Raw genomic sequence first — 19774 nt, forward strand, 5'->3', positions numbered from 1 at the left:
ATCGTGAAATTTTATTCCTGAGAAAGATCAAGCGGCTTACTCACTTTGCTTTTAAGCAGTGCATGTTCGATGACATCAATCATGCTGTCCACATAATGAAAGTTCACACCCTCAATATAACGTGCGGGTATCTCGGCAATATCTTTTCGGTTCTCACCTGAGAGTACTATATCGGTAATACTGGCTCTTTTTGCTGCAAGAATTTTTTCTTTGATCCCTCCTACCGGTAAAACTTTTCCTCGCAGGGTAATTTCACCGGTTAATGCTGTTTTGCTTTTTATTTTTCGCTGCGTAAAGGCCGAAGCCAAAGAAGTGAACAATGTAATCCCGGCGGAAGGGCCGTCTTTGGGAGTTGCGCCTTCTGGGATGTGAATATGCACATTCCATTTCTCAAAAATCCGGTTATCGAGGTCCAGATCGCGGGAATGCGATTTTAAATATTCATATGCTATTGTAGCAGACTCTTTCATAATATCGCCAAGACTGCCGGTGAGTGTAAGGTTGCCTTTGCCTCTGCTGAGGCTAACTTCAACAAAAAGAATCTGGCCCCCAACTGAAGTCCATGCCAGACCTGTTGCGACACCTGCGATATTATTCGGCAGATCCTTTTCTATGTGGTATTGTTCGGGTCCCAATATTGCGCTGATATCATCGGTTGTAAGCCGGACGTTGTATGCATCATCTGATATGATGAACCTTGCACGGTTGCGAATAACTTTGGCAATGAGTCTTTCAAGGTTTCTGACCCCGGATTCCCTTGTATAATCTTCAATTATTTTACTAAGAATTGGTTTAGAGAACTTTAGCTTCTTCATATCTAAACCATGCTCCCTGAATTGCTTTGGGATAAGATGCCTGATTGCGATCTCAATTTTTTCCTCCAGCAAATACCCGCTGATTTCTATGACTTCCATCCTATCGCGCAGCGCAGGATGAATTGTACTCAAGGTGTTTGCCGTGGCAAGAAACATGACCCTTGACAGATCATAATCAATGTCGAGATAGTTATCGTGAAAAGCTTGATTCTGCTCAGGATCAAGAACCTCAAGCAAGGCGGCAGCCGGATCACCGTTAATGTTGAGGCCAATTACTTTATCTACTTCATCAAGGACAAAAACAGGGTTGGAAGATTTCACTTTTTTCAGGCTTTGGATAACCCTGCCTGGCATAGCACCAATGTAGGTTTTCCGGTGGCCTCTAATTTCAGCTTCATCTCTTAATCCACCCAGCGACATGCGCACATATTTTCTTCCAATAGCCCTGGCAATTGATTTTCCGAGTGAGGTTTTTCCGACGCCTGGAGGACCAACAAGACAAAGGATTGGCGATTTCATATCACCTTTTAGTTTCAGAACAGCGAGATATTCAATGATGCGTTCCTTTACCTTTTCCAAACCGTAGTGATCTTCATCAAGTACTTTTTGGGCACGTTTGAGATCGAAAAAATCCTTGGTGCATTCATCCCAGGGCAGGTCAACCAACACCTCAAGATAATTCATTTGCATTGAATATTCCATGGCTGCAGGGTTCATACGCTGCAACTTGGCCATTTCTTTATCAAATATATCAGCAACATTTTTCGACCACAATTTATCTAATGCCTTTACCTTGAGATCATTTAGTTCTTGCTGATTGGGCGAACCACCTAATTCTTCCTGAATTGTTTTTAACTGCTGGTGCAGCAGGTAGTCTCTTTGTTGCTTGTCAATTTCGGTTTTAACGCGGCTCTGAATTTGATTTTTAAGTTCAATTTCCTGAAGCTCTTTCGATAGCATTGCCAACACCTTGTTGGCGCGATCATTTAGGTCAAGTGATTCAAGTAACTTTTGCTTCTCGAGCACTTCGGAATTGAGGTTCGAAGAAATGAAATTGACAAGAAAACTTGGGCTTTCAATATTTTTTATTGCAAAAGCGGCGTCGGATGGAATATTGGGCGATTGTTGAATAATCTGGATTGAAAGATCTTTGAGGGAACTGATCAGTGCATTGAATTGTCTGTTTCCTTTGAACATCTTTTGTGGTTCGTGTGGGTAAACCCTTGCTTTTATGTAAGGTTCATCCTGAAGTTGCACATCCATCCTGAAACATTTTTTGCCCTGAATGATAGCTGTAGTGTTACCATCAGGCATTTGAAGCAGTTTTATGATGTATGCAACGGTTCCCACCTTAAATAGGTCAGAGAACCCGGGATCCTCAATGGCTGCATTCTTTTGGGCCACGGCGCCAATAACTCGGCTGCCCCTGTAAAAATCTTTAATCAGTTGAATGGATTTATCGCGACCGACTGTGAGTGGTATAACAACTCCCGGAAACAATACCGTATTCCTCAAAGGTAATATCGGTAGTATTTCAGGAATTTCTTCGGCACGCATTTGCTCTTCATCCTCAGCAGAAAGCAAAGGAATTAAATCGGTTCCTTCATCAATCAAATCGGAGATAGCAGAAATTTTTGGGATTATCAGTGATTCAAACATAGAATGTCATGTTAGCAAAAATTTGGCCATGATATTAAAATGGTCAAAAGGGCAGATAGGCTGACCCTTTGGCGCAGGATATTTAAAAAGCAGCATCGGGCAGGATAGGATTGGGTTAAACCACTCAAATTTTACGGTACTTAAAAGTGATGTTAAAAACGTGTTTAAGAAGTTCTTTGTCAATGTCAGAGAGTTCCATATTTCTTCGGCGGTAAACTGCTTCTGCAACTTTGATCGCCTTGTTTACATCGAAGGTAGTAAAGCCGGAATATCCTCCCCAGGCGAAGGAGGATATAAAGTTTCGCTGGAAATTGCCTCCAAAAATGTTTGAGCTAACTCCAACAACAGTGCCTGTATTAAACATTGTATTAATTCCTGATTTTGAGTGGTCGCCCATGATCAGACCACAAAATTGTAAACTTGTATCAACAAATGTTTGCTCGGCATAACTCCACAATCTTATTGTATCGTAGGTGTTTTTTAGGTTCGAAGTATTGGTATCTGCCCCAAGATTGCACCACTCACCCAGAACGGAATGCCCTAAAAAGCCATCATGTGCTTTATTAGAATATCCGAAAATGACCGAGTTATTAACTTCGCCACCAACCTTAGAATGAGGTCCAATTGTGGTCGGGCCATAAATCTTGGCGCCAATCTTAACTACTGAGTTGTCGCACAGTGCAAAAGGCCCACGGATAAAGCTGCCTTCCATAACTTCAGTATTCTCACCGATGTATACTGGTCCTTTGCTGGCGTTAAGTACCGCAAAGCCAATATTGGCACCTTTTTCAACAAAAATATTCTCAGGATTCACAACGTGTGCAGCTGATCCAAGCTTTTGTGATTTGCGGCCTTTTGTTATCAATTCAAAATCAGCCTGAATGGCAATGCCATTTTTTGAAAAAATATCCCAAATGTTTAAAAGTTCTGTAAAGTTGACCTCTGTTGGAAATTCTGTAACATTGCTTGTTTCATTCGTTCCGGATTTTTCGAGCTCTTGCTCAGTGAGGCGCATGGCAATAACTATATCATTTTTTATCAGCGCCTGGTTGGGTTGCAATTTGTTGATTTCAGCTATTAACTCTGTATTTGGACATATTGCGCCATTGATCAGTATATTATCAGGTTCCTTAACGACAGGGAATTTTTTTCGGAGGTAATTCTCTGTAAGGGAAGATGTTTTCACGCCAAGGAATTTCTCCCATTTCTCCCTGATAGTAAGAATTCCAAAGCGGATATCGGCAAGTGGGCGGGTAAACGTTAAGGGCAGAAAGTTACTTCGGCGGGCATCGTCAAACAAGATATAGTTCATTTCAGCATCAATTTTTGGTTCGTCAAAGTTATGACAGATAAAATTAAAAAAGCCCTCTTAGAAAAGGGCTTATTTATAAAAAAGTTATGAACACCTGAATCTTAATTGTTCTGCTTGTTTCGGTTTTGCATGTGTTTTTCATACCTGGCCCTGAATTTATCCACGCGACCGGCTGTATCAATAAGTTTCATTTTTCCGGTATAAAACGGATGCGATGTATGGGATATCTCTAATTTGACCAGTGGATATTCTTTTCCATCTTCCCAAACAATGCTTTCCCTGGTTTGAACTGTTGAACGGCTCATAAAAGCATACTCATTAGAGATGTCTTTAAATACTACAAGCCTATAATCCTTTGGGTGAATGTCTTTTTTCATATTATTAGTCCTATCTGAATTTGAGGGCGCAAAATTAAGTCTTTTGTTTTAAACAAACAAACAAAGCGTGCAATTAATTCTTTCAAATAAAACTCAGCCAGATTCGTTGAAATTGTTAGGGAAACAAGGTGATTGCAGAATTAAACATGTTAAAGCTTTCGTTGTTTTAAAATCTGAAAATATTACTGTATAACTAAAAAAAGACAAATGAGAACTATACACCTAATCAGAACCTTACTATTATCATCAATACTTGTTATTTCATCCTGCTTTCCTGAACCTGATACAAAGCATGAAGCAACCCTTGCAATACGAAACAACTGGGACTCATTTATAAACCATTGGGAAACCCAGGATGCTGCAGGCTGTGCGTCATTTTTTTCTGAAGATGGCTATAACGTTCCGGATGAATTCAGAACCCTGAAAGGACGATCAGAAATAGAATCTTTTTATAACACCTTGTTCTCTGGTAGCCAAAGCAGTAAATATGTGCACAATATCTTATCAGTATCTGTAACAGGCGATGATGCTATAGAACTGGGAGAATTTACAGTTGACTGGTTATCAAATGAAGGTGAGGCCTGGACTTACAAAGCACGCAGTATTGCCCATTGGCAAAAAGATGAAAATGAAAACTGGAAGATCAAAGGGTTCCTTTTCAATAAACCGGCTGCTGACAACGGGTCAATACAGGATCTTACAGAATAAACAAATCATTTTCCTTGTATCCACCTTACACTTTTCACCACCATACTTCTTGGTGAAATGCGAAGCGAAGCAACCATCATGCGGTTCAAAACGCCATGAATGGCAACAGGTTTCCCTTTCATCATGGCCTTGTAACCAAACTCAGCGACTTCTTTGGATGAGGGCATTTTAAACTTCTCAACCAGCTTGATGCCTTTCATATCGGCTACATCCTGAAAGCCAGATTCTGTTGGCCCGGGACAGAGTGCGGTAACTGAAACTCCTTTATCACGAACTTCGTTGTTGATGGCTTCGGAAAAGCTTAAGACAAATGCCTTGGTAGCATAATACACAGCCATGAACGGGCCGGGCATAAAAGAAGCTACCGAACCAACATTCATGATTTTTCCGCTTTCACGTGCAATCATTTCAGGTAGAAAAAGTTTTGTGAGATGAACCAAAGCAGTAATGTTTAACTGTATCATTTGTTCTTCCTTTTCCCACGGATTTCCAACAAAAGCGCCCAGGTGCCCGAAACCGGCATTGTTGATCAGGTAGTCAATCGAAATACCCTGACTCTGAACTTCGTTAAAAACCTCAAGGGCAGCATCTTTCACTGATAAGTCCTTGACGATTAAATGTACAGTTACCTTGTGTGCCTTCTCAATTTCATTTTTCAGCTCATTAAGTTTGACTTTGTTACGGGCAACAAGCACAAGATTGTCGCCGTGGCGGGCATGGATTTTGACAAGTTCAAGCCCGATGCCACTTGATGCCCCGGTGATTAATGCGGTTTTGTTCATTTCTAAATTTCAAGGTTTGATATTTTTAACAAGTTATTTTAATGAGGAATCGTATTATATATTACAGCGATTGGCTCGCAATACAAAAAGCCGTTTACCGATTACTGATAACCCATAACCATTTCTGATCCTCCTTATTCCCAGCCAATCAATTCAACCACGATATCATTGCGCCGGTTAAACATCTGGTAAGGCGGATTGTAGCCAAAATACTGAAAATGGCTGGTATGCGCAATGTTTTCTTTTTCAAGGTAAGACCTGAGTTCCTGAATCTTCTCCTGGATTTTCTGGTCTGAAGTAAATCCGCCAAAACTTAATCCAGCCATAATTACAGCCGGTTTTTTATAAATCTCTATATCGGTACGGCTTGGGGTCGGAAGGTTCTCAAGTGAGTATTTGGATGGCATCATAAACTCCATCACCATACCTTCGCCCCAGCTCATTGCAACTGGCGAAGTCATGGCAATGCTTTCATTGCGTTCGTTACCGCCAAAAATGTAAGATGCAAGAGTTCTAAAGCCATTGCCGGAGCCGGCACGATAGGTTTCAGCATCTATCCTGGTTCTGGCAAAGATCGCACTTTCATATTTCCGAACCTCAAAAGTTTGAAAATCCTGTAATATTGTATAGCTGTATTGTTCAGTTTTATTAGTGCTCATGGAAGCCCAGGTCTGAAATGCTACAAAAAGAAAAATAAGTATCCCAGTAATAATCAAAGAAGTTCTCATTGTTTAATTTTTAAGCTTTAAAGGTAAACAACAAGAAATTGCATCATTTGTTTCAAGCGGTTATAATATCCTTTGGATAATTTCAGAAAAAAATGATATCCGTAGCTGAAACAAAATGAATAAACCGTTAGGTATAATGAATTGTCTCCTTAGGTTCGGAAAATCATTTTCTCAACCTGAACCCCATCAATCTTTAAAAGTTCATTTTCAAGCTTTAACGCCTCTTCCTTGTCGTCGGTAAGTTCGAGCAGGATGAGGCCGCTTGTACTGCACATATTATCAACAACTTCGTGTAATCCCAGACGGGTTTTGATAGAACAGCCAAATTTTGTTAACGCCGATTGCACTTCTTTGGCAGCTTCAAGGCGGTCATTTATAAAAAGACCGAGGACGCGTATTTCTTTCATAGCAATTATTTTATATCAAATGTCAATACACAAAGCTCATCACCTTCACTTCAACTCCACCTATTTGCTCAAGTTCTTGCTGAAACAAATCCCATTCTTCGCTTTTGCCCGAGAGTTGCAAAATCATTATTCCGGTGCGGCTGCATACGTCGGTGGTGACTTCATGGAATCCAAGACGCGAGCGGATCAGATGGGCGTATTGTGTAAGAACACCTTGTGTCCGTCCGCTTTCTTTGATCCTATCCCTGATCAATATTCCTAAAATTCTGCTTTCTTTCATTTCTTATTGAATTATCGTCAAACTAACATAGAAAATCCACAATCCGAAATCTGAAATCGTCAATCGTAAATCAAAAATAGAGATCTCTTTCGCCCTGTTTGATCTTCTCAACCCGTTCCCTAACAGCATGCACATGGTCTTTATTTCCTTCTTCCAATTGCTTGATATTCTTTTCAATCACTTCCCATCCTTTTATCCTGGTATCTTCAGGGGCATAATCTTCAAGATACTCGGCCAGGGTCAAAATGGCGTTGGGTGAGCAAAAGCGTTTGATGAATCCCGGAACAGAGAACTCCATGAAATGCTCGCCGGTTCGCCCTAAACGGTAACAAGCCGTGCAAAATGAAGGAAGATAATCCTGCTCCAGTAATTCATCAATGATCTCGCTCAATGAACGTGTATCGTTGATTTGAAATTGCTCTTTATCAAGATCCTGTGAATGCAGTTTTTCGGCATAGCTGCCGATTTCAATTTTGGTTCCGCCATCAATCTGGGAAACCCCAAATTGCATCACTTCCCTTCGAACCGCGGCGGATTCCCGGGCTGTAAGGATCATGCCGGTGTAAGGAACGGCAAGTCTGAGTATGGCCACCAACCTCACAAATTCTTCATCAGTAACGATGTATTGTTTGCTGATATCCAGCGCCGAAGCATTTTGTATCCTTGGAAAGGAAATCGTGTGCGGCCCAACGTTATAGCAAGCTTCAAGATGATTGGTGTGGCGAACCAGGCCAAGCACTTCATAGCGCCAATCGTACAATCCGAAAAGTGCGCCAATGCCAACATCGTCAAGACCTGCTTCCTGGGCACGGTCCAATGAAGTGAGCCTGTATTCAAAATTCCTTTTAACACCACCCAAATGGTAAAGCTTGTAAATTTCAGGATGATAGGTTTCCTGGAAAACCTGGTAGGTACCTATACCGGAATCTTTAATTACCCGAAAACCGTCAATATCAAGGGGGGCGGCGTTGATGTTGACCCTGCGGATCTCACCATTGCCCTTTTTAACTCCATATACAATGCGAACCGTATGAGCAATGTATTCAGGCGAATAATCGGGATGTTCCCCATAGACGAGAATCAGCCGCTTTTGCCCGTTTTCTTCAAGCGCTTCTACTTCCTGAACCAATTGCTGATCGTCGAGTGTGGAGCGCTTTACTTTTTTATTGGTTGACCTGAACCCGCAATACTGGCAGTTGTTGGTGCATTTGTTGCCAACATACAAGGGCGCAAAAAGAACGATACGGTTTCCATACACTTTCTCTTTCAATGACCGGGCGCCTTGCTTGATTTCTTCAATAAGTTCCGGATCGGTGGCGTTGATCAACACAGCGGTTTCTTCAAGTGTAAGGCGGTTTTTATCAATAGATTTGGCAATCACTTCCCGCACACGTTCCTTAGTTGAAACGGTGTTGTTGATATGGTTCCAGATCTCATCAGGATCAATAAACGGTTTCATCCGCTGATCCTTGATGCTGCATTTTTCGGGTTGGAATATCATTTTTATGAGATGATTTAAGATTTTAATCCCGCCATCGGTGGGTATCGAAACATATATGTGTTATATGAGTGCAAAATTACGCAATTATAAGGGTTAAGGCAGTCTCAATTGCTGATTAATCAATATCTATCACCAGGTTATCGTGTGCAAGGCGAATATGGGCTGGAAGTTTGCGTTCAACTTCTTCATGCAAGCCTAAAAAATGACTGATATGCGTGAGATAGGTTCGCTCAGGCATCAGTTTTTCAACAACTTCAACCGCTTCCTCTAAGGAAAAATGCGATACATGTCTTGAGTTTCTCAAGGCATTGAGAACAAGAATTTTCGTTCCTTTCATTTTTACCATTTCCTCCACCGGTATATAGCTGGCATCAGTAATATAGGTGAAATCACCAATTCTGAATCCAAATACGCTGAGCTTGTTGTGCATTACTTCAACCGGAGTGAATTTCACATCATTGACTGTAAACGGTTTGATATCAATGAGGTGTGTAATAAGTTGCGGCGCCCCGAAAAAGCGGGTTTCAGTGAATATATAGGGAAACTCAATGCGGATGGCTTCCAGCACTTCGGCTGAGCCATAAACGTCAATATTTTTATTTAAGATATAGTTGAAAGCCCTGATATCATCGAGGCCTGCGATGTGGTCGCGGTGGCCGTGTGTGAAAACAATGGCGTCAATGTCTTCAACATTGTGACGAAGCATCTGGATTCGAAAATCAGGGCCGCAATCAATTACAATATTGCGTCCATTGATTGTGAGCATGGCAGAAGTTCTGAACCGTTTATCCCGCAAATCAGTTGATTTGCAAACAACACAATTGCAAGCTATTACCGGAACACCGATAGAAGTACCGGTTCCCAGGAATGTTACTTTCATGCTGTTTGTTGAATGCGCTGTCATTAGGCAATTGTTAGGTGTTTTAGCTTCATCCCATAAAAAGACCCAAGTCTCAAGCCCCAAATTCCAAGTCCCAAGAATTGAATCTACTTTTTTGTGGTTTGAACCATAGTCTTACTTGTTAAGTTACTAATAAAGAATAATTTATAACAATCTGACAAATCTCTTTATGAAGGCCTATACCCAACTCGGATTTTGGGATTTGGGGCTTGGGTCTTCAAAATATAAGTTCATCAATCTCTTGCTTGTCCTTGTTTAGCTGTGTTATCAATTGATTTTCGCTTTCAAAATTCATCTCATCGCGCATGCGCTTATGGAATGATATCATCATCGTTTGACCCGAAAGATCTTCGTTGCAGTCAAACAAATGCAGTTCAACCACGAGTTCCTGACCGTTCGGTTGCGACAATTGATGTGGGTTCGCTACATTGAGCATGCCACGATAGTATTTACCAATATTGCTTACACTGATTGCGTAAACGCCATCGGCGGGAATCAACTTTACGTCTTCATCAATTTGCACACGATAAATTGGTAAACCGGCTTTATCAAGCATGGTTGCTGTTCGGTACAATTCTCCAATGATGATATAATGATGATCGAGGTAGGCGTTGGCGCGCTGGATGCGGCCTTCCCTGATAGCTTCACGTATCTTGGTAGAACTTACGGTTTCGTTGTCAATATCCTGCTGGGGAATTTCTTCCACTTGAAAATTGTAATGTTTGCCTAGCTCATGCAGGTGTTCGAAATCACCTTCACGATTATGGCCAAAATGATGATTAAACCCAATAACCACGGTTCGTGCATGCAATTTCTTCACTAAAATATTCCTGATAAAATCCAATGAGCTCATTTTTGAGAACTCAATACTGAACGGTATAACGATCAGATTCTGAAGCCCAACCTTACGAAGCAACTCAATTTTTTCGCGTTGTGAACTTATCAGCCTAAGCTCTTTGCCAGCGGTATCGGGATACAGGATTTTTCGGGGATGCGGATGGAATGTAATCAGCGTAGATTCACCACCAATCTCCCTGGATATAGCGTTTAAGCGGTTCAGGATAGTTTTATGGCCGATATGCACACCATCAAATGATCCGGTAGTCACAACTGCGTTCTGAATAGGAAGAGTTTGGTTCAGATTAGTAAAGATATTCATAGTAAATTATTGAACCTGTACTATTTAGACTTTTTCTTTTTTACGAAGTATGCAACTTTTTCAAGCGAAGTGATCATGTCATATTCTTCGAGGTAAACATGGGGAGGAACATTTACCGGAGTGGATGTATAATTTAGGATACCCTTGATACCAGCCATTACTAGTCTTTCAGTTGTGTTGACGGCTTCGGAGGGAGGAACGGTAAGTAAGGCAATATCAATATCTTCGGCTTTTATAATCTCACGGAGTTTATCAACCGGGTAACAGGGAACGCCGGCGTAGACGCGGTTCACTTTATCGGGATCAATATCAAAAGCGCCAACGATTGTAAGCTTTGAGCGCTTGCCAGTAAAATAATTTATAATAGCGCTGCCAAGCAATCCAACACCCATTACAATGACTTTCGCACCGGTATCGCTATCAATGATCCGGGATATCATATTCACAAGCTCACGAACATCGTATCCTCGCCGCAGGGTTCCGGTATGGGCGATCAACATAATGTCGCGCCTTACCTGCACGGGAGTTATATGAAGCATGGCAGCCAATTCATGAGAAAATATATGTTGTTTGCCCTGGCCCAGGTGCACCAGCAATACGCGGCGGTATTGGCTCAGGCGCTCAATTGTTTTATCAGGTAAACGGGTTGCTATCATCAAAATATAATATTAATTAATCCAATTGGGTTCTTAATTCCAGATTCAAAATTCAAGATTCAAAATTCGTAAATCGTACGTCTAAAATCATTCTATTTCTTCAACTTAACAGTAAACACACTGCCTTTGTCAAGTATAGTGCTCACTTCAACAGTCCCCTCATAGAGTTCAACAATTTTCTTCAGAATGGACAGTCCCAGTCCGCTGCCAGAGATTTTCCTGGTTTTCGGGTTCTTGATGCGATAAAAATCCTGAAAAATATTATTGACCTCTTCTGCTTTCATTCCAATGCCGGTGTCGCTCACTGAAATTTCAATCTCATCGGTGTTTTGCCTGATGATGCAATCCACGCGCCCTCCCTGCACATTATACTTTACGGCATTTGAGATAAGGTTATTGAAAATTATATCCATCTCGTCGGGATCGGCCAGGTAACTAATTCTTTGTGAAGCATTCAGATAAACATCCACATCTTTCTGTATTGCATAGGGTCGCATAATGTCAATGGCATTGCGGGCAATATCATTGAGAACCACCATTTCTTTTTTCTGGACCCCCTTGCCCGATTCCAGTTTGGTCAGATCGAGCATGTCCATGATCAGGTTGCGCATTCCCTTGATTCTTTCAAGTGAGCGTTCGAGCATTTCATCATAGGCATTCAGGTCGGTGCCAAGTTGCTTTTCCTGCATAAGCAGAAGGTAGCCTTCAATTGCATTGAGCGGGGTTTTGAGCTCATGAGAAAGAACCGAAAGGAACTGGAACCTGATCTGTTTTCCCTCCTTTTTCATTTGCCGGGTCATCCTTTTCAGGAAAAGATGCTTGCTGATATTTTCAATTGAGGCGCGGAGTTCCTGTGGAGTAAATGGTTTTGGTATGAAATCATGAGCGCCATCCCGCGTAGCTTTTACAGCTAATTCGAGCGAAGCATAAGAAGTGATCATGACGACCAGCGTATCAATATTATATTTTTTAATCCATTCCAATACCTCAATGCCCTGTATTCCAGGAAGTTTGTTATCAAGAAGTATGATATCAGGTTTCATTTTCTTAATAATCTCAATACCTTCTTCACCTGAACTTGCTTCGAGCAACTCATATTCTATTGGCTCATCCATGAATGGAAAATCAACCTTGAAATCCCTCAGGATACGCATTATGCCTGAACGAATTCCGGGTTCATCATCAATTACAAGTACTTTCAGTATAGCCATTTGCCCTTATTTAAGTCCGAAGTTCAAAGTTCCAAGTCTCAATATCCAAGTCCCAAGATCCAAGTTCAAAGTCCAAAATTCAAAGATCAAAATTCAAAAGACCAATAAATCAATCCCCCTAACCCCCTTCACCAAGGGGGAATTGCTCTTCGCAAACTTATTTTCAACACTCAACTACTCCTATACACAAACCAATTAACCAATTAACCTCTCCACCTTTACATTACTCCATTACTCCACTACTCCAACCAATCGACCAATTAACCAATTGACTAATCAACCACTGTATCACTGCATCTCTGCATCACATTATATCTTCAACAACTTATTAATCTCCCTGTGCAACTGATCGGCCCGTATGCCTTTATCGAGGAAAAGATCGGCTTTAATCCATTGGCGGTCGCCCTCGGAGCGAACGTCGAAAGTCATTCCAGTTTCCGCTGTCACCGCTGTAGCAATAATGATCGGCACTTCAGGGTATTTTCGCTTCATTTTGTAGGCCAGGATGAAACCACTGTCCTCATTCTCCATCATCAGATCCAAAATGGCCAGGTCAGGCTTGAAGGTTTCAATGATGCGTTCAGCCTCTTGTTGTCCTTCGGCTGTTACCACCTCAAATCCGAATCCTTTAACCTTAAGCTCCATCTGATACAGATAGTCCATGTCGTCGTCAACTATCAGGATAATTTTTTTCATCGTCGTATATTTATTCTTTGGTAGAGACGTGATGCATCGCGTCTCTACGATGCATCGCGGCCCTAATATTTTCATTCTATGCGGTGTCTTGGTAATCGTATTTTAAAAGTTGTTCCGGTTGGCCCTGCATTCGGATCGGCATTTGAGCTCACGGTTACATCGCCTTTATGCATTTTCACAATTCCATAAATTATAGCAAGCCCCAAACCAGTTCCTTTTCCGATTGGCTTGGTTGTAAAAAACGGTGTAAACAACTTACCCAAATTATCTTTTGATATTCCAGTGCCAGTGTCAATAATATTGAAAATCACATCACTGCCTTTTGACTGCATTTCTATTGAAAGATTTCCACCGTCAGGCATAGCATCAATCGAATTTTTAATCAGGTTCGAAAAAACCTGGGTCATCTGATCCCTGTCGGCCATTGCCATAGGATCATCTTTTAGGAATTTAATTTCCACGTTAACATTGGATGGTATAATTACTGAAGAAACACTATGCTGGATTAGTTTATTCAAATCCAATTCAGTGAAATTCACCTGGTTCTTACGGGCAAAATTCAGCAATCCGCCAACGATCTTCTTACAGCGGTCAGCCTGGTCAACTATCAATTGCAAATCATCCTGAATAATTTTATTGTCATGCATTTCATCCTTCAGGATGTTGCTGTACATTGTGATCACACCAAGCGGGTTATTCAATTCATGGGCAATTCCGGCAGACAACTGCCCTAAACTTGCAAGTTTTTCTGATTGTTTCAGGGCTTCCTGGGCATTGTCTAATTTTTCGTTTGATATATTCAGTTCCCGTATGTAGTTATGGAGTTTCTCAATCGTAAATGGCAGGCACATTTCATTCTCAGCCAAACCATTGATGATGGCCACAGCATGGTCAACGCAGGATTCATAGCCGCAAGCAGCACAATCGAGGTAATCTTTTTCGGAAAACTTGCCCATGTGCTGCAATACTGATTCAATCTCTTTCCATGAAGGGCGTAGCATGCTGCGGTCGGATGGTGTAAAGGTTCTGCTGAAATCAAGTTTCGAATATTCTTCTATATCCTTTTTCCATTGTTCCTTATCAAGGTTTTCAAGTTTTACAGCAGCGTATTTACTTACATTGCTGCGCTTTTGATAGCGGCGGGCGTTAGAAGCAAAATAAGGATAAGGCGACATACCCGGGCCCATGATACAGCCCTCGCAGCAAAGCAATTCCAGGTGGTTGTCTTTGATATATCCACTTTCAAATTCCTTTATCGCTTCCTGAAATGCGCTGCGGCCCTCGGCTACGATTATATTGCCTTCAAGTATGTCTTCTTCCATTTCCATGGTTTGAAGCAAACCCCGGCTAATCGGAAACACTGCACCTTTCCCGCTGTGAGGCGGATCGAAATCGCAGGGAACAGTATTTTCGGGATTAATGCCTTTGAGTTCGAACAATTCTCTTAATTCCCTGAATGTGATAGCAACATCAATCTCAGAAGATTCGTCTTTTTTTGCAATGCAGGGGCCAATGAATACAACCTTGATTTGATTGCCAAATTTCTTTCGTAAGACCCTTCCCATGGCAACCATAGGAGATACAATCGGAGCGAGGTATGGAACCAGGTTCGGATGATAGTACTCAATAAAGGTTACTATTGCAGGGCAATCACTTGAAATTTTGGATTGGTTTTCAGTGTCATGCAGAAGCTTTTTGTATTGCAGCGCTATAAGGTCGGCACCAAACGATACTTCCACAACCTGGCTGAATCCAAGCTGTCGTATCATGCCTGCCAGGACTTTATAATCAATATTTTCAAACTCAGCCGGGAAACTTGGAGCAACCATGGCGATTACCTGTTCGTTATTTTCAATTATTTCAAGCACATCGCCGGTATCAATCCTGAAAACCTTTGCATCCTGGCTGCACACCTTTATACAATTGCCGCAGGTGATGCAGCGCTCGTCCAATACTTCGGCCTGGCCATTGATGATTTTAATAGCTTTTGCAGGGCATTCCCTAACACAGGTGTAACACACCCTGCACCGCTCCTTGATGGTATATACTATTTTGGTTTGCTTAGCCAATTTTATTTACGATTTGCGATTTGCGATTTCAGATTTAGGGATTTCTTGGAATTTTGAATTTGGCATTTGGAATTTGAACTTATAAAAGCACCTCCCTTTTGCGATATGCTGTATGAAGCAGAGATTTACAAATTTCACATCCGGGTTCATTGAGGAAAGCATGATATAGATCAGCAACCATAGGGTTTTTATGAGCGGCTTTAATTGAATCTTTTTCGTCAATATCATACAAAGCTTTTGCCCGGGCTTTTACCGAAGCAGGATCAGCAGGTATTGGCTGTCCTCCCCCATTCACACAGCCGCCAGGGCATGCCATAACTTCCACGAAATGAACATCATTTTTGCCGGTCTCTATTTCAGCCATCAGTTCCTTTACGTTGGCCATACCACTTATAATTGCGAACCCAAATTCCTTCGCTCCGATTTTCATTTTAAACTCTTTCCGTCCTTTTCCCTGCCTTGCTTCAGGTAATTTGAAATTTGGCATATCTTTTCCTGTGATCCTGAAATGCAAGGTTCGGATAAACGATTCTGTAACTCCACCACTTGCGCCATATAACTTCCCCGCCGAACTTCTGGTTCCCATCGGCATGTCAGGAAGTTCAGGCTCGTTATGATAAATATCAATACCATTAAGGCGAATCAGTTTTGCAAGTTCGCGGGTTGTAAGCACTGCATCCACATCCGTAATTCCTTTATGAGTCATTTCATCGCGTTGGGCTTCAAACTTTTTGGCTGTGCACGGCATTACTGAAACCGAATAAATATTTTCAGGTGCAATACCTTTACTTTGAGCATAATGACTCTTAATCATTGCACCCATCATTTGCTGTGGCGATTTACATGACGAAATGTGGTTCAACATCCCCGGGTTATATTGCTCAATATATTTCACCCACGAAGGGCAGCAGCTTGAAAACATCGGTAGATTTTCGCCGGCTTCAATTCTTTTTATGAATTCGTCCACCGCTTCAATGGTATTAAGGTCGGCAGCAAACGATGTGTCAAACACTTTTTGAAAACCAATTTTTCTTAGCGCTGCATTGAGTAGTCCATTGATGTCTTTTCCGGGTTTGAGGCCAAATTCTTCAGCAAGCGTAACAGATACGGTTGGTGAGTAATGAATTAGTACATGGAGTTTAGAATTGTGAAGCGATTCCTGAAGCTCCGGGAAATGTGTCTTTTCAAATAGTGCGCCTGTCGGACATACCATCAGGCATTGCCCGCAGGCAATACAGTTCGACAAATTCAGGGGCCGGTCAATGGCTGTTGCAATAAAAGTTTGGTTTCCACGACGAATAAAATCAAGGGTCGAAACACCAATAATTTCTTCACAAACCCTCACACAACGTCCACACAAAATGCATTTTTCAGGATCACGCACGATACTGGAACTGGAAGGATCGGTATTGAATTTGTTCTTCTTTCCGGTAAAACGGCGTTCCCGCACATCAAGTTCTTCGGCAAGTTTCTGGAGCTCGCAATTACCATTTCGTATGCAATACAGGCAATCGTCAGGATGATTTGATAGCAATAATTCCACAATGGTTTTGCGCGCTTTGATAACCTTTGGAGAGTGGGTTCTGATTTTCATCCACTCCTCAACCGGATGGGAACACGCTGGGGCAAGATCGGCCATGCCTTCCACTTCAACCACGCACATGCGGCAGGCACCTGTAGGTGTGAAGCCCTCCATGAAGCATAGCGTAGGCACCTTGATGCCATTTCGCGATAGGGCTTGCAAAATGGTTTCGCCTTGTTTTGCCTTTAGGCTTTTATTGTTGACTTCTATATCGAAAATCATGGTTTCATATTTTTCAGGTGCTTATCTCACGAAAATTGCGCTGAACTTGCACACATCATAGCAGATGCCGCAGCCGGTGCATTTTTCGTCAATAATGAAATATGGATTTCGTGGAGAACCATAAATTGCATTTACCGGACACTTGCTTTCGCAGGCAGTGCAACCGGTACATTTATCTACGTCAATGTAGAATGTCCGCAAATCGTGGCAAACATTAGCGCGGCATTTGCGATCGAAAATATGTTCCTCATACTCGTCTCTGAACCATTTGAGTGTGCTAAGCAAAGGATTTGGCGCCGTTTTCCCCAAGCCACAAAGCGATGTAGTTTTGATAACTTCTGCAAGACCCTCAAGTTGCATAACGCCCTTGAAGCGACCAAGTGTTTCATGCCCAGACTCTTTTAACGGACGACGGGTTATAATCTCCATTATTTCGTTCATCCTGCGTGTACCTTCGCGGCAAGGGATGCATTTCCCACAGCTTTCTTTCTGCATGAATCCGATAAAATACCTGGCTGTGTCAATCATGCAAGTGTCTTCGTCCAACACCACCATGCCCCCACTGCCCATCATCACGCCTTGTTTTTCCATTTCATCGAAATCAACCAACATGTTGAGCATACTCTCCGGAAGGCTGTTGCCAGATGGCCCTCCCAGGTGCAATGCTTTGAAGGCTTTGCCGTTGGCTATTCCACCTGCAATTTCAAAAACTATCTTTTTTAGATTGGTTCCCATAGCAACCTCTATCAGGCCTGTATTAGCAACCTTACCCGAAATTGCAAATACTTTGGTTCCTTTGCTTGAAGCTGTGCCAATTTCAGCATACCATAGTGGCCCTTTGTTGATAATTACAGGTATATTGGCCAGGGTTTCAACATTGTTTACTACAGTTGGCTTACCAAATAAGCCCGATTGAGCCGGATAAGGAGGTTTGTGATGCGGCATTGCGCGCTTACCTTCCAGGCTGCTGATCAACGCAGTTTCCTCACCGCAGACAAATGCCCCTGCACCACTCCGAATGATAATGTTGAGGTTCACACCACTTCCTAAAATATTGTTGCCGAGCAAACCATAATCACGGGCCTCATTTAATGCGATAGTCATCCGGCGCATGGCCAGGTCATATTCTTTTCGGATGTGAATATAAGCTTTGGTGGCACCAATGGCATAAGCCGCAATTGCTATCCCTTCAATAATGAGATGTGGGTCACCCTCAAGGATGGCACGATCCATGAATGCTCCCGGATCGCTTTCGTCGGCATTGCAAATTAGGTATTTCTGATCGCTGCTATGTTCGCGGGCTATCTTCCATTTTTTACCTGCCGGAAAGCCCTTGCCGCCACGCCCACGTAATCCGCTTTTATCAACAACTTCGCATACTTTTTCTGGAGTATAATTGGTGATTGCTTTAACAAACGATTTATAGCCATCAGCGGCAATGTAACTGGCAATGCTTTCAGGATTTATCAAACCACAATTTTTGAGGATCAACCTTAACTGATTATGAAAAAATGGATGTTCATCAATAAATGCTTCGTTGACCCAAGGCTCTTTAAGCCTATCGCGATATTGGCCGAGAATGTTTATACCGGGAATGATATGATGAAAGATGTCAGAAAATATTGATTCAACTTGTGGAACTTCTACGTTGGTAAATGAGATTCGCGGGCGGCCAGGTAATTGTACATCTACTATTGGTTCGGCGCTGCAAAGTCCGATACAGCCTACCTCAATAATTTCGGCATCAATATTATGATCGTTTAAGAATTGCCTGATTGCATCGCGTGTGGCAAGCGCACCTGCAACCACACCGCAACTTCCCGTTCCAACGTATATTGTAGGCTTGTTTACCTTCTCACCACGTAACAAAGCAAGCAACTCGGATTCCTCAGCGTTGAACCAGGGATTTGGATCAAGTAGTAAACGTTGTATCAACCACTCTTTGGATGCTGAATTTGATGAGTTCATGCTTCCTTGATTTTCTTTTTACAATCTTCAATTATTTGCTTCATGTCATTGCCTAAAAGGTTGGTGAAATACTTGTCGTTGATCATTAACACCGGCGCTGAACCGCAGGCACCAATGCAGCTAACCACTTCAAGGCTAAAGAGCCCGTCGCGTGTTATCTGTCCGTTGCTGATCTTAAGTTCGTTTTCAAGTTCCTCAAGTACACTTCCGGTACCCAGTACATGGCAAGCTGTACCATTACATATTTTGATATGGAATTTTGCCCGGGGTTCGAAATGGAAATAGTCATAAAAAGTGGCAACACCGTAGATTTTACTCGCCGGCAGCTTCAGGAAGCGGCTGACCTTGATGATAGCTTCTTCCGAAATATAGCCTTGCTCTTCCTGTATGCATTCCAGGATAGGGATAAGGTTATCACGTTGGGAACCAGAAAATTTCTCAATTATTGTGTCTATTTCCGCTATCATCGAAAGTGTAATTATTGGATCAGAGTATCAAATCCCGGTTGTAATTTTAAATATTAATTTATTTCGCAAATAAATTGCCGACAAAGATAATCATTTGTTATTTGATTAACAGTGTTAAGTTAATAACAGCTCCGTAATTAATCTGTTAAAGTTTTAAATAATCCTGAATATTCCGGATTCGATTAATTAATCATGACCTAAAATCTATCATATCTGTCAATGATTTGATCAGGGCATATTAATAAGCGTATAAAACCTGATAAAAATCATTTTT

The 19774-nt window shown here is 41.9% G+C and carries 18 protein-coding genes; 1 reads left to right on the top strand and 17 read right to left on the bottom strand.

From position 1 onward, the window contains the following. Window positions 1–11: 11 nt before the first annotated feature. The 3 genes from lon to IH597_02155 all read right to left on the bottom strand — a co-directional run bounded on the left by lon (window position 12) and on the right by IH597_02155 (window position 4163). Window positions 12–2474 (bottom strand): endopeptidase La, encoded by a 2463-nt coding sequence (lon, locus tag IH597_02145; GenBank protein ID MBE0661243.1) that lies wholly within the window; start codon window positions 2472–2474, stop codon window positions 12–14. A 124-nt stretch (window positions 2475–2598) separates the two neighbouring features. After that, complete coding sequence (locus IH597_02150) at window positions 2599–3786, bottom strand: GlmU family protein (GenBank protein MBE0661244.1); 1188 nt, start codon at window positions 3784–3786, stop codon at window positions 2599–2601. A 101-nt stretch (window positions 3787–3887) separates the two neighbouring features. Continuing rightward, window positions 3888–4163, bottom strand: coding sequence for a type B 50S ribosomal protein L31 (locus IH597_02155; GenBank protein ID MBE0661245.1), 276 nt, complete (start codon window positions 4161–4163; stop codon window positions 3888–3890). Between the two features lie 207 nt (window positions 4164–4370). Between IH597_02155 and IH597_02160 the strand changes: the two genes are divergently transcribed. After that, a complete protein-coding gene (locus tag IH597_02160) occupies window positions 4371–4871 on the top strand; it encodes a DUF4440 domain-containing protein (protein MBE0661246.1) in 501 nt (166 codons plus the stop codon). A 5-nt stretch (window positions 4872–4876) separates the two neighbouring features. Here IH597_02160 and IH597_02165 read toward each other — a convergent pair whose 3' ends face one another. The 14 genes from IH597_02165 to nuoE all read right to left on the bottom strand — a co-directional run bounded on the left by IH597_02165 (window position 4877) and on the right by nuoE (window position 19500). Further along, on the bottom strand, window positions 4877–5653 hold the full coding sequence (locus IH597_02165) for an SDR family oxidoreductase (protein MBE0661247.1): 777 nt from the start codon (window positions 5651–5653) through the stop codon (window positions 4877–4879). A 134-nt stretch (window positions 5654–5787) separates the two neighbouring features. After that, entirely contained in the window at window positions 5788–6381 is a 594-nt protein-coding gene (locus tag IH597_02170) for a heme-binding protein (GenBank protein MBE0661248.1), read from the bottom strand. Between the two features lie 149 nt (window positions 6382–6530). Continuing rightward, entirely contained in the window at window positions 6531–6788 is a 258-nt protein-coding gene (locus IH597_02175; GenBank protein ID MBE0661249.1) for a hypothetical protein, read from the bottom strand. A gap of 22 nt (window positions 6789–6810) precedes the next feature. Further along, on the bottom strand, window positions 6811–7068 hold the full coding sequence (locus IH597_02180) for a hypothetical protein (GenBank protein ID MBE0661250.1): 258 nt from the start codon (window positions 7066–7068) through the stop codon (window positions 6811–6813). Window positions 7069–7138: 70 nt separating this feature from the next. Next, window positions 7139–8569 (bottom strand): [FeFe] hydrogenase H-cluster radical SAM maturase HydG, encoded by a 1431-nt coding sequence (hydG, locus tag IH597_02185; protein MBE0661251.1) that lies wholly within the window; start codon window positions 8567–8569, stop codon window positions 7139–7141. Window positions 8570–8684: 115 nt separating this feature from the next. Then, window positions 8685–9449 carry an MBL fold metallo-hydrolase gene (locus IH597_02190; GenBank protein MBE0661252.1) on the bottom strand — a complete coding sequence of 255 codons (765 nt, stop codon included), beginning with the start codon at window positions 9447–9449 and terminating at the stop codon, window positions 8685–8687. A gap of 238 nt (window positions 9450–9687) precedes the next feature. Then, window positions 9688–10629 carry a riboflavin biosynthesis protein RibF gene (ribF, locus tag IH597_02195; protein ID MBE0661253.1) on the bottom strand — a complete coding sequence of 314 codons (942 nt, stop codon included), beginning with the start codon at window positions 10627–10629 and terminating at the stop codon, window positions 9688–9690. 20 nt (window positions 10630–10649) lie between these two features. Next, window positions 10650–11285 carry a redox-sensing transcriptional repressor Rex gene (locus tag IH597_02200; GenBank protein MBE0661254.1) on the bottom strand — a complete coding sequence of 212 codons (636 nt, stop codon included), beginning with the start codon at window positions 11283–11285 and terminating at the stop codon, window positions 10650–10652. 92 nt (window positions 11286–11377) lie between these two features. Continuing rightward, window positions 11378–12496 (bottom strand): hybrid sensor histidine kinase/response regulator, encoded by a 1119-nt coding sequence (locus IH597_02205; GenBank protein ID MBE0661255.1) that lies wholly within the window; start codon window positions 12494–12496, stop codon window positions 11378–11380. Between the two features lie 309 nt (window positions 12497–12805). Then, on the bottom strand, window positions 12806–13192 hold the full coding sequence (locus IH597_02210; GenBank protein ID MBE0661256.1) for a response regulator: 387 nt from the start codon (window positions 13190–13192) through the stop codon (window positions 12806–12808). Window positions 13193–13263: 71 nt separating this feature from the next. Then, window positions 13264–15261 carry a 4Fe-4S dicluster domain-containing protein gene (locus tag IH597_02215; protein MBE0661257.1) on the bottom strand — a complete coding sequence of 666 codons (1998 nt, stop codon included), beginning with the start codon at window positions 15259–15261 and terminating at the stop codon, window positions 13264–13266. Between the two features lie 79 nt (window positions 15262–15340). Beyond that, window positions 15341–17062, bottom strand: coding sequence for a (2Fe-2S)-binding protein (locus IH597_02220; protein MBE0661258.1), 1722 nt, complete (start codon window positions 17060–17062; stop codon window positions 15341–15343). A gap of 24 nt (window positions 17063–17086) precedes the next feature. Then, window positions 17087–19033, bottom strand: a complete 1947-nt coding sequence (locus IH597_02225) for a 4Fe-4S binding protein (GenBank protein MBE0661259.1) — start codon at window positions 19031–19033, stop codon at window positions 17087–17089. After that, the gene (gene nuoE / locus IH597_02230) at window positions 19030–19500 is read right to left on the bottom strand and encodes an NADH-quinone oxidoreductase subunit NuoE (protein MBE0661260.1); all 471 of its coding nucleotides are present in this window, start codon (window positions 19498–19500) and stop codon (window positions 19030–19032) included. The genes IH597_02225 and nuoE overlap by 4 nt, the downstream gene beginning before the upstream one ends. Window positions 19501–19774 lie beyond the last annotated feature (274 nt).

The sequence above is a fragment of the Bacteroidales bacterium genome (assembly GCA_014860575.1).
GTDB lineage: Bacteria > Bacteroidota > Bacteroidia > Bacteroidales > JAAYJT01 > JAAYJT01.